The sequence below is a fragment of the Halarchaeum sp. P4 genome, from assembly GCF_051195175.1.
Classification (GTDB): domain Archaea; phylum Halobacteriota; class Halobacteria; order Halobacteriales; family Halobacteriaceae; genus Halarchaeum.
Map to the genome: position 1 here is coordinate 273,709 of NZ_JBNTKC010000004.1, position 11,717 is coordinate 285,425.

Annotated in this window: 9 protein-coding genes; 4 read left to right on the top strand and 5 right to left on the bottom strand. The window is 67.1% G+C overall.

All coding sequences use genetic code 11. The features are described 5' to 3' along the window. Positions 1–113 precede the first annotated feature (113 nt). Both ACQUS8_RS14325 and ACQUS8_RS14330 read left to right on the top strand, forming a co-directional pair. Complete coding sequence (locus ACQUS8_RS14325; RefSeq protein WP_435102300.1) at positions 114–326, top strand: hypothetical protein; 213 nt, start codon at positions 114–116, stop codon at positions 324–326. Positions 327–397: 71 nt separating this feature from the next. After that, on the top strand, positions 398–2,323 hold the full coding sequence (locus ACQUS8_RS14330) for a glycoside hydrolase family 127 protein (RefSeq protein WP_435102302.1): 1,926 nt from the start codon (positions 398–400) through the stop codon (positions 2,321–2,323). A gap of 192 nt (positions 2,324–2,515) precedes the next feature. On the opposite strand, the gene ACQUS8_RS14335 is transcribed toward ACQUS8_RS14330, so the two are convergent. Continuing rightward, positions 2,516–4,021: an alpha-N-arabinofuranosidase gene (locus ACQUS8_RS14335; RefSeq protein ID WP_435102304.1), complete on the bottom strand. Its 1,506-nt coding sequence runs from the start codon at positions 4,019–4,021 to the stop codon at positions 2,516–2,518. A gap of 186 nt (positions 4,022–4,207) precedes the next feature. Then, entirely contained in the window at positions 4,208–4,966 is a 759-nt protein-coding gene (locus ACQUS8_RS14340) for an IclR family transcriptional regulator (protein WP_435102306.1), read from the bottom strand. A gap of 108 nt (positions 4,967–5,074) precedes the next feature. Here ACQUS8_RS14340 and ACQUS8_RS14345 point away from each other — a divergent pair, with 108 nt between their 5' ends. Further along, positions 5,075–6,250 carry a mandelate racemase/muconate lactonizing enzyme family protein gene (locus ACQUS8_RS14345; protein ID WP_435102308.1) on the top strand — a complete coding sequence of 392 codons (1,176 nt, stop codon included), beginning with the start codon at positions 5,075–5,077 and terminating at the stop codon, positions 6,248–6,250. Between the two features lie 834 nt (positions 6,251–7,084). Further along, the gene (locus ACQUS8_RS14350; protein WP_435102310.1) at positions 7,085–7,954 is read left to right on the top strand and encodes a fumarylacetoacetate hydrolase family protein; all 870 of its coding nucleotides are present in this window, start codon (positions 7,085–7,087) and stop codon (positions 7,952–7,954) included. 354 nt (positions 7,955–8,308) lie between these two features. On the opposite strand, the gene ACQUS8_RS14355 is transcribed toward ACQUS8_RS14350, so the two are convergent. The 3 genes from ACQUS8_RS14355 to ACQUS8_RS14365 form a co-directional block, all read right to left on the bottom strand. Further along, positions 8,309–9,709, bottom strand: coding sequence for a dihydrolipoyl dehydrogenase family protein (locus tag ACQUS8_RS14355; protein ID WP_435102312.1), 1,401 nt, complete (start codon positions 9,707–9,709; stop codon positions 8,309–8,311). Positions 9,710–9,763: 54 nt separating this feature from the next. After that, a complete protein-coding gene (locus tag ACQUS8_RS14360; RefSeq protein WP_435102314.1) occupies positions 9,764–11,452 on the bottom strand; it encodes a glycoside hydrolase family 9 protein in 1,689 nt (562 codons plus the stop codon). After that, on the bottom strand, positions 11,442–11,717 hold a 276-nt coding region (locus tag ACQUS8_RS14365), incomplete at its 5' end, for an IclR family transcriptional regulator domain-containing protein (protein ID WP_435102316.1). The genes ACQUS8_RS14365 and ACQUS8_RS14360, both read right to left, overlap by 11 nt.

Consider the following 11,717-nt stretch of genomic DNA (forward strand, 5'->3'; position numbering starts at 1 on the left):
ACGGCGGGTGGGGCGGTACGGAACGGGCCGAGGGGGAGTGACGAGACGTCAGACGGGTCATCGAGTTCCGCATATCGGTACGTATTTCATCTCCACCGTGTTACCAGTACACAATGCAATTGAGTAAGACCATCTTCCGTTTTCTCCTCGTTATCATCTCGTTCCTCGCACTCGTCACCCTGTTCCTGTTCCCGTTTCAGGAACCAGGTACCAAGGGTTACGTCATAACCGTCATCACGCTGGTCATCCAGGTGACCTTCGTTCTCCTAATGGCTGTCGCGCTCTACCTCGACTGGGACCCGTTCGGGGCGATCGAAGAGGTATAAACGGGCCGCGTCATCGACCGGAAAAGTGGCTAATCCACTACAATTAATACTGTTGCTATGGAGGCTGAACTGTGACGCGCACACCGCTCGCCGACCGACTGGAGCCTGTACCACTCGCGGACGTCGCCATCGACGACGCGTTCTGGAACGATCGACTGGAGACGAACCGGGAGGTGACACTCGAACACCAGTACGACCAACTCGGGGAGCGCAGTCTCGAGAACTTCCGTCGCGTCCGCGACGGCGAGACCAGCGGCTTCCAGGGGATGTGGTTCGAGGACTCGGACACGTACAAGTGGCTCGAGGCCGCGAGCTACGTCCTCGCGACGCACGACGATCCCGAGTTGAAGGAACGCGTCGACGAGGTCATCGACCTCGTCGCCGCCGCCCAGGAGGAGAACGGCTACCTGAACACCTACTTCACCCTGGAGGAGCCGGAAAACCGGTGGACGAACCTCAACATGATGCACGAGCTCTACTGCGCCGGCCACCTCTTCGAGGCCGCCGTCGCACACCACCGCGCGACCGGCGAGGACTCCCTCCTCGACGTCGCGACCGCGTTCGCAGACCACATCGACGACGTCTTCGGCACCGGCGAAGACGACCTCGACGGCGTCCCCGGACACGAAGGCATCGAGCTCGCGCTCGTGAAGCTCTATCGGGTCACCAGCGAGGAACGCTACCGCGACCTCGCGCAGTACTTCGTGGACCGCCGCGGTCGCGAGAATTCCCGCCTCGAGTGGGAGACGACCCACCCCGACGAGACCGGCGGCGACGTCCCACCCGACATCTTCCTCGAGGACGGCGAGTGGGACGGCTCCTACGCGCAAGCCCACAAGCCGATCCGCGAGCAGGAGACTGTCGAGGGCCACTCCGTGCGCGCGATGTACCTCTATAGTGGAGTCGCGGACCTCGTCGCCGAAACCGGCGAGGGGGAACTCTACGAGACCCTCGAAACGCTCTGGTCGAACATGACCACCAAGCGGATGTACCTCACCGGCGGCATCGGCCCCGAGTCCGCCCATGAGGGCTTCACGGTCGACTACGACCTGCGCAACCGCACCGCCTACGCCGAGACGTGTGCGGCCATCGGGAGCGTCTTCTGGAACCACCGCATGTTCCAGCTCACCGGCGAGGCACGCTTCTACGACGTCCTCGAGCGCGCGCTCTACAACGGCGTGCTCGCCGGCGTCTCGCTCGATGGCACGGAGTTCTTCTACGAGAACCCCCTCGAGAGCCTCGGCCACCACCACCGGAAGGGCTGGTTCCAGTGTGCGTGCTGTCCGCCGAACGTCGCGCGCCTCTTCGCCTCGCTCGGCGAGTACGTCTACGCGCAGGGCCCCGAAGACGACGTCTACGTCAACCTCTACGTCGGGGGCGAGGCCGACATCGACGTCGACGGCGAGGACGTGACGCTGACCCAGGAGACCGACTACCCGTGGGGCGAGTCGACCACCGTCGGCGTCGAGACGGACGCACCCATCGAGACGACGCTCCACGTCCGCGTCCCCGAGTGGTGCGAGGACGTCGCGGTCAGCCTGAACGGCGAGGCGCTCGACGTCGACCCCGACGCGGGCTACGTCAGCGTCGACCGCGAGTGGACGGGCGGCGATTCGCTGACGCTCGACTTCGCCCTCCCGGTCAAACGGATGGTCGCGCACCCGAACGTCCCGGACGACGCCGACCGGGTCGCCTTCCAGCGCGGCCCGCTCGTCTACTGCGTCGAGGAGACCGACCTCGACGTCGCACCCTCCCACCTCCGCATCGACCCCGAGGCGGACGTCGAGACGCGTGCTGCGGCCGACCTGCTCGACGGCGTCCACACCATCGAGGGTGATGCGCGCGCGGTCACCAACGACGAATGGGGCGACGACCTCTACCGGGAGTACGGTGAGACGGCGGGCGAGGAGACGGAGGCGACCGTGACAGCGATTCCCTACTACGGCTGGGACAACCGCGAGGAGGGCCGGATGCGCGTCTGGCTCCCCACCGACTGAGAGGACGCGACGGCCGCCGGCCTCGTTCGCCGTCGGTCATACCACTGTTCTGCGACGGCGCGAAGCGACGCGCTCGGCGGTCATCAGGCAGAAAGTACGACAGCGCGAGACGAACGTCTCGCGGAAGGGATGCGGCCCGGCCGGGCCGCGATGAGAGCTACGAGAGAGGTGGCCGGAGTGGCAGTCCCGCGTCTATTCGAGGGTGACGGCGGCGACCGTGGACGGTTCGAGGTCGACGCTGAGGACGCCGTTGTCGACGTCGACGTCGAGCTCCTCGGCGGCGAAGGAGTCCGCGTTCGACGCATCGACTTCGAGGTCCGCGTCCTGGCCCTCGAAGAGGACCTGCGCGTCCGCGACGTCGTCGGCGCTCACGCCGCCGTCGACCTCGATTTCGACGGAGTGGGCGTCGCGGCAGTCGAGGTTCGTGACGGTGATGTACGTCTCGCCGTCGTCGTCCACGGAAGCGGACGCACCGACCAGCGGCAGGTCGTTGTCCTTGCGCTCGACGTCGCGCGTCGGCGTGTCGACGGTGGTCGTGACGGCCTCGTTGGCCTTGTGGGGCGCGTAGAGGTCAAAGACGCGGTAGGTGGGACGGGCCCACGCGTCGTCGCCGTCCGTCTCGATGAGACACTGGAGGACGTTGACGGTCTGCGCGATGTTGCTCATCGTCATCACGTCCGCGTGGTGGTTGAAGATGTCGAGGACGGCCGCGGCGGAGAGCGCGTCGAGGACGGTACCGGGCTGCTCGAGGCCGTTCTCCGGGACAGCTTCGGGGTGCCACGTCCCCCACTCGTCGATGATGACGCCGATGTCGCGCGTCGTCGCGACGGCGTCGATGGCGGCGGCCATGCGCTCGATGTGGTAATCCATCTCGAGGGCCTCGACGAGCAGCTCGTCATAATCGTCCTCGTCGGACTCGGAGACCGTCATCGCGCGGCCGTAGTAGTGGTGGAGCGTGAGGTGATCGAGCGGGAAGTCGACGCCCCAGCGGCCGCTGGCGAGTTCTTCGAGGAAGCGGTGGTTCCAGTCGTGGCCCTCGAAGCCACAGGCGATGAGGTCGACGTCGTAGTCGAGCATCAGGTTGTCCATCGACCCCATGTAGGTCGCGAAGCGACGGAACTCGCGGGCGTACTGCTCGGGCGACATCTGGCCGCCACAGCCCCAGTTCTCGTTCCCGACGCCCCAGTAGGGCACCTCGTAGGGTTCCTCGTGGCCGTTCTCGCGGCGGCGGTCGGCGAGCTCGGTGTCGCCGTCGTAGCCACAGTACTCCATCCAGTCGGCGGCCTCCTGCGGGTCGCCGGAGCCCACGTTCGCGGCGAGATAGGGCTTGGTACCGACTTCCTCACAGAGCTGGAGGAACTCGTCGGTGCCGAAGGCGTTCGACTCCTCAGGGACGTCGTCGCGGCCCTGCGCCCAGAAGAGGTTGCGCCGTCGCGGGCGCTCCTCCTGGGGGCCGACGCCGTCCTCCCAGTGGTAGTCGTCGGCGAAACAGCCGCCAGGCCACCGGAGGACGGGAATCTCGAGGTCAGCGAGCAGGTCGACGACGTCGTCACGGAACCCGTTCTCGTCGGCCGTGTCGTCGGTGTAGAGGCCGTCATAGACACAGCGGCCGAGGTGTTCGGAGAAGTGTCCGTGTACTTCCGGTTCGATACTGTCGATACGCGCCTCTGGGTGGACGGTAACGCGAGCGTTTGCCATACAGTTCCAAGATTCAGGAGTCAGCGATTATAAATCATCGGGTTACGGAGATTCGGATGGGGTGAACTCAGGGCCGAACGAGGACCCGACACGTCGGGCGCGTGCGTGTGTGAATGAAACGAGAGGGCGACGGAGTCCGAGACCGTCGTGGACGCGGTTCGACTCGAAGTCGGCGACAGAGGTCGCCTAGCGGTACTTCATGTTGACCTCGATGACGTTCGCCGTGCGGAGCACGAGGTCCGGGATGTCCTCGAGGAACCGGTCGTCCTGCATCCCGCTCTTGGGGCCGGAGACACTGACTGCGCCGAGGACGCCGTCCTCGCCCGTGATGGCCGCGCCGACGCAGCGGACGCCGGGAATGCGCTCCTCGTCGTCGATGGCGAACCCGCGCTCGCGACACTCCTCGATCTCCTCGTAGAGCCGGTCGCGGTCCGTAACAGTGTGCTCGGTGACCGCCGGGAGGCCGTGCTCGTCGAGGATGGCGTCGATCTTCTCGTCCTCGAACTCCGCGAGGATGGCCTTGCCCGCCGAGGTCGTCGAGAGATGGACCTGCTTCCCGACGTGCGTGTCCAACTGGAAGGCATCCTCGCCCTCGGCCTTCGCGTAGAAGACGGCCTTCCCGAACTCCTCGACGACGAGGTTCGCGTGCTCACCCGTCTGGTGGGCGATCTTCTGAATCTCGGGCTCGGCGACCTGATAGAGCGGGTCCTGCTTGCGCGCGAAGCCGCCGATTTCGAGGAAGCGCGCGCCGACGCGGTAGCCGTCGCCGTCGTTCGTTACGAACTCGTTCTGCTCGAGCGTCCGCAGGTGGTCGAAGACGGTGCTCGTCGGGAGGTCGAGGTGGTCGGCGAGTTGGGAGACGCCGGCTCCCCCCAGGTCCCGGAGCGCTTCCACGATGTCGATGGTCGTTTGTACCGACCCGATGGGTGCGTCCTGTGTGGTCATACGTGCCTGTTAGCGCGAACGTGTATAGGCCTTCCGCCACTGGCGGAACGAAGTGACGAATTGGAGATAGATATATTTAATATCCCGGTCCACGACGACGGAAATGCAATGTCGGACGTAGAAATCACTGGCGTAGAAACATATCTGGTAGCGAACCCGTGGAAGCCATGGGTGTTCGTCGAGCTCGAGACGGACGCCGGCGTCACGGGTCTCGCGGAAGCCACGACCCACGACAAGCCGCGCACGGTCGCCGCGGCCATCGACGAGATGTCGAACTTCTTCATCGGGCGGGACCCGTTCGACACCGAGGACATGTGGCTGGAGATGTACCGCAACGAGTGGTTCTCCAAGAACGTCATCAACACCACCGTTGTCTCCGCCATCGACATGGCGTGCTGGGACATCAAGGGCAAGATCCTCGACAAGCCGGTCTACGACCTCCTCGGCGGTCCGGTCCACGGTACCGAGCTTCGCACGTACGCGAACGGCTGGTACCAGAACACCGGCGGCACCCCCGAAGGGTTCGCCGAGGCCGCGAAGGAAGTCGTCGACCACGGCTACGACGCGATGAAGTTCGACCCGTTCGGCACCGCGTGGCAGTCCATGTCGCGCAAGGAGCAGAACAAGGCGGTCGACATCGTCGGTGCCGTCCGCGAGGCCGTCGGCCCGGACGTCGACCTCATGATCGAGTGCCACGGCCGCTTCTCCGCCGGGCAGGCCGTCGAAATCGCTCGCGAGCTGGCCGAGTTCGAGCCGACCTGGTTCGAAGAGCCGTGCCCCCCGGACTCCATCAACAGTCTCGCGGAGGTGGCCCGCAAGTCGCCGATCCCGGTCGCGACTGGCGAGCGCCACATGACGAAGCACGACTTCTACGAGCTGGTCACTCGGACGGACGTCGACGTCTTCCAGCCTGACCTGATGAACACGGGCGGCATCACGGAAGGCAAGAAGATCGCCGGCCTCGCGGAGGCCGACCACGTGGACGTCGCGCCGCACAACCCGCAGGGTCCCGTCGCGGGCGCCATCTACGGGCACTTCTGCACGTCCATCCCGAACTTCCGCATTCAGGAGATGTTCCAGACGTTCGACGTCGACTGGGTCAACAACCTCATGGACAAGCCGCTCGTCGTCGAGGACGGCTACATGCAGATCCCCGACGGCCCCGGCTACGGCATCGAACTCGACCACGACGTCGTCGAGGAGCACAAGTACGAGGAAGACCGGGTCCACACCATCGACCTCTGGGAGTCGGGCTGGGAAGACCGCGCGCAGGACAAGCGCTAGACGCCACTCCCGTCGCGTTGTCCCCTGCCGGACCGACCCCGTCTCTGTCGGTCCACCTCTGACACCTCCCTTTTCGTCCGTGCCGCCGCGCACTGAGCCCCCGTAAAGCGCGGCGACACCACGTCGCCGAGCGCACTCGCTAATCACGTCGCCACTGCCGGTTACGTGGCACGTCTCGTAATTCTCCGTCTCGGACCCAGTCGACCGACGTCGACCACACACCAGCCACGCGTTCCCCTGCGGCTGTCTCGGTAACGCCGGCCCGGCTTTCGCGCGGTGGCGGCGGCCACCGTCTCGCCGGCGCTCGCCGCCGCAGTCTCGTGAGCCAGATGTCCGGACCAGCGCGCGTTCGTCAATCAGTACCTGCTCCCATCGCGCCGCCGTGGTGCGAGTCGGTAGCGGCGCCCGAGGCTACAGTCGTATTGCCCAACGCGTCCGCGCGCCCGTCACGGGCGTGGTCGTCTCTGTCCATTCTTTGCAACACCTCGGCCGGTCTGTCGCGCTCGTGGCGCTCCGAGACCGGACGGCGGAGACACGCACGTCGCGGGCGCGGTGTAGTACCCCGAAGAGACACCGCGGTACGGGTACGCCGCGGACAATCAGCGCGGGTCGGGGGCCATCGCGGGTAACGGGACGCGCCATCCCGGCGAGCATCGATTCCGGCGTCACCGGATTATCTGAACGCCCGGTTCTGACGGTGTCTCCGTCGTACCGCCCACACTTTACAGCAATATTATCGTCATATTCTGGGCTAAAATTGTCCGGCAGGAGCGGAAGAGTCTATGATAATCCGACACACAAAGATATTTATCGGTCGATGGTTCACGTAGGTACATGCGATATTACCGCACGGAGCGGGACAATGCCGTCTCGCTAATCGCACAGGACGGTAGAACAGCCTACAATCTGACGGAGACCGAGAAGGCCCCTGACTCCTTCATGGACCTCGCGGCCGCCGCCTCGCTCACCGACCAGAGCGTCGACGACGTCGCGCGCCCGCTCACCGAGGAAGCGCCGACCGTCGACCTCGAGGAGGTCCGCGAACACCTCATCCGCCCTGTCGACCCCGACGAGGTCTGGGGCGCGGGCGTGACGTACGCCATCAGCCAGGAGTCCCGCGAGGGCGAAGGCGGCCTCGAAGAGGCCTACATCGGTGCCTACGAGGGCGAGCGCCCCGAGGTCTACTTCAAGGCGACGCCGACGCGCACCGTCGGGCCGGGCGACTCCGTCGGTATCCGCGGCGACTCCGACTGGGACGTCCCCGAGCCGGAGTTCACGATGATCCTCCACGACGGCGACATCGTCGGCTACACCGTCGGGAACGACATGTGCAGCCGCGACATCGAGCGCGAGAATCTCCTCTATCTCCCGCAGAGCAAAATCTACGACAAGAGCTGCGCCATCGGCCCCTGCGTCGTCACCGAGGAAACCATCGGCGACCCCCACGACGTCGAGATGACGCTCACCATCGAGCGCGACGGCGACGTCGCGTTCACGGAGTCGACGTCCACGAGCGAAATGGTTCGGACCGTCGACGAGCTCGCGGAATTCTTCCGGCGCTACAACTACATCCCGGAGTCGGCGGCGCTCCTCACCGGCACGTCCATCATCCCGCCGGACGACTTCACCCTCGAGGAGGACGACCTCATCAGCATCGAGATCGAGAACGTCGGCACGCTCGAGAACACCGTCGAACAGCTCTGAGGCGAGACGGCACACCGGAACACCCCGTGCCGCTCGCCGGCGGCGCTCGCCCCTGACTCTGGGGCGAGCGGATAGCGACGCGTCTGTCCGGCGCTCGCGGATAGTCGGCTCACCGTGCGCCGTGCCTCCGAAACTCCGCGGTGGGAGCGGAGTTCTGGTGCGAGAGCAGCGAAACCGCGACACACCCACCCGACCGAACTGGGCGATACTCGCCCCGAATTACACAGATACTGCCGTAATACAACAGGCAACGGTAATCCCCGGACGGTTCTTCGTGGCGACGGGTTGAGACGTATCTCGCTAGGTATCACCACACACCCCAGCAAAAAACTGTCGGTCGTTCGGACTGACGCGTCAGTCGAGCGCGGCGCGCGCGTCCCGGACGAGGCCGTCGATGATCTCGGGCGTCGTCGGGTGGTAGGCGCGGTCCGGGACGTCTCGGACGTCCAACCCGTTCTCGAGGACGACCTGCATCGTCTTCGCCATCACGTCGGCCTCGTAGTGGAGGCCGTGGTAGCCGAGGACGGCGCCGTCGTCGGCGTCGACGACGAGGCGGGCGTGGCCCCAGCGGGCGTCCTTCAGTTTGAAGATGCCGTCGTCGGTGGCGTCACGCTCGGCGACCACGACGTCGTGGCCCGCGTCACGGGCTTCCTCAGCAGTCAGCCCGAGCGACGCGTAGGGGTAGACGCTCGCGCCCGCGAACGTCACCTCGTGGTGGAGCGGGTCGTACTCGGCGAGGTCCTCGCCCGCGATGGCGCGCGTAACGTTCTCCGCGACGGTGAGCGCCTCCTCCTTCGCGGTGTGGAGGAGCATCCGTTCACCGAGGGCGTCCCCGGCGACGAAGACGTGTGGGGCGTCGCGACACTGCATCGTCGCGGTGTCCACCCAGCCCTCCGAGTCGACGTCGACGCCGGCGTTTGCGAGGCCGACGTCGAGGTTCGGCGAGCGCCCCGTGAAGCAGAAGAGCTGGTCGGCCTCGACGGCGCTGCCGTCGTCGAGGTGGAGGCGCACGCCGCCGTCGTCGGTGGGCTCGACGGACTCCTCGTAGACCTCGGTGCGTATCTCGACGTCGAAGTCCTCCCGGTAGAGCGCGAGCAGTTCGTCGCCGAAGCGGTCGGCGGCACGGTCCAGCGGCCGCTCGTCGTGCTCGATGACCGTGAGGTCCATCCCGGCGGCCTCGCCGAGGTAGGGGACGAGTTCGAGGCCGACGTAGCCAAAGCCCATGACGACGCCCGAGTCCGGGAAGTCGGTGGCGTCAAGGACGTCCGCGCTCCCCATCCAGTCGACGTCCTCGATGCCGGGGAGGTCAGGGACGTGCAGCGACGACCCGGTGGCGACGACGACGTAGTCCGCCTCGAGGTCGCGCTCGCCGACGCGGACGGTGTGGTCGTCGACGATGCGGGCGGTGTCGTGGACGAACTCAACGTCCTCGCGCTCGGCGAGGTTGCGAACGGAGTCGCGGCGCGAGGCCGCCCAGTCGAGCACGTGGTCGTCCTTGTGCCGGACGGTGCGTTCGAGGTCCACCTCGGGCGCGTCGCCCTCGAGGCGTGGGTCGTGGCGCGCCTGATAGCGGTGCGCGGTCGCGGAAAGCACCGCCTTCGAGGGCATACACCCGCGCAGGATGCAGAGCCCGCCGCCGGGGTCGCCGTCGTCGACGAGCGTCAGGCGAACGTCCGCGTCCGCGAGTTCGCGCGCCGCTGCCGCGCCCGCGCTCCCGTACGCCCCCAGCACGACGACGTGTGGTCGGTCGGTCATGCACGGAGGGACGGGCCGCTCCCTGATAGGCGTTCGGCCCGCCCCGCGACACGACTACTGTCTCGAGCGCGCGAGGACGAGGAGGAGTGGCGCGGTGTAGTCGATTGCCCATTCGTTGGCCGCGTAGGACGCTGTCTCGTCCACGTAGGCTTTCGCGGGCGGCGGCGACTCGCGCTCGATGTAGGCGGCGAGGGCGTCGTCGTCCCCGTTCGCGTTCGCGCCTGTCACGAGCATCCCGGGGAGGGACGTCCCCGTGCTCACGACGTGTCGGTCGTGCGGGTTCCACGGCGGGTTCGCGCCCGCGCCCGTGACGTAACTATAGCCAGTGGGCGTCCGCCCGAGCGCGTAGTGCAGTTGGTCGAACGCGGCCTCGACGTAGCGCTCGTCGCCGTCGATTTCGTCCGCGAATAGGAGGAGACAGCCCTTCGCGAGCGCGAGTTTCGTCGACGCCCAGTGGTAGTCGTCGGTGTCGAGGGCGACCCGATAGCCGTCCGCCGCGACGGACGCGACGAGGTCGTCCGCGTACGCGCGGAAGGCGTCGTCAAGCGCGACGGCACGCTCGGGGTCCGCGGCGTCCGCCGAGCGGTACGCCCACTGACCGAGCGCGCGTGTGTTTCTCCACGTCACGGGCGTCACCGGGACGTCGAAGCCGTCCGCGTGTTCGTCGTGGAGGGGGTCGCGATAGCGCATGTCGCCCGTCGTCCGCAGGAGTTCGGCGGCCGCCCAGAAGCGCTCCGCGTCGTCCGTCTCCTTCCGGTACGGCCCGGAGCCGTCGTCCTGTCCCTCGTCGAATCGGAACACCGAGTCGGGCGTGTCAGCGAGGTAGTCGAAGGCCTCGCGGGCGTTCGCGAGCGCCCGGTCGGCGAAGGCGGGGTCAACGTCGGCGTAGACGCGCGCCGCGAGCGCCATCGCACCCGCGTACTGCGCCGTTCCGAAGGTCGAGTGCCCGAAGACGTAGCGCGGCTGGTCGTCCTCGGCGGGCCGGACGTCCATCGCCGGCCACGACGCGCCCGCGACCTTGTGGTAGCACGCGCCGTCCGGGCGCTGCATCGACTCCAGCCACTCTAGCTCGACGCGCGCCTCGGCGAGGACGTCCGGCACGTCCCCGGCACCCATCTCGACGCCCTCGGGGGCGTCGTACTGGCCGCTGTCGAACGCCTCGGGGTAGAGGTCGTAGGCGAGGAGGTGCTGGGCGACGGTGACGGCGGCGGGCGGGACGTACTTCCCGTAGTCGCCCGCGTCGTACCACCCGCCGACGACGTCGAGCGTCGCGCCCGCGTCGTGGTAGTCGTCGCCGGCCGCCAGCGACGCCGCGGCGTCCTGCGGGTGGCCGGGTGCAATATCGAGCCCCGTCCGGTGGTCGTCGATACGCGTGTTCGAACGTTTGAGCGTATAGAGCCGCCCCACGTCACGAAGGACGGGCGCGTAGACGTCTGGGTTGATGCCGAACGGGTGGGACTCTGCGCCGCCGGCACGCACGACGTACGTGCCCACCTCGTCGAGGTCGGAGAAGTCGGCGTGCCGTACCGTCTCGCCGGCGTCCGGGTCCACGATGGGAGCCGAGAGCGCCCCCTCGTAGACGACGTCGCCGCCGTCGGTATCGACGACTGCGAACGTCGAGGCGTCCGTCGCGTCCGCTACCACGATAGCGTGCTTCGTTGCCGCCGGCGAGTAGCCGACCTGGTTCACCGCGATGGCCGTCCGGTTCGTCGGGTCGTCGCTCACGTCGCGTTCAGGGTGCACGTTGGAGACTAGCGCCGCTCAGCTCGATTATGTTGACGGTCTCGAGGAGGCGCTCGGGAAGGTCGACCTCGAAGCGCTCACCGCGAAACCGGTTGGTCGGGCCGGCGATGCTGACCGCGCCGAGGACGCCGCCGGCGTCGCCGAGGACCGGGGCGGCGACACAGCGCAGGCCCGGGAGGCGCTCCTCGTCGTCGATGGCGTAGCCACGCTCGCGGGTGCGTTCGAGTTCCGCGAACAGTTCCTCCTCGTCGGTGATAGTGGCCGG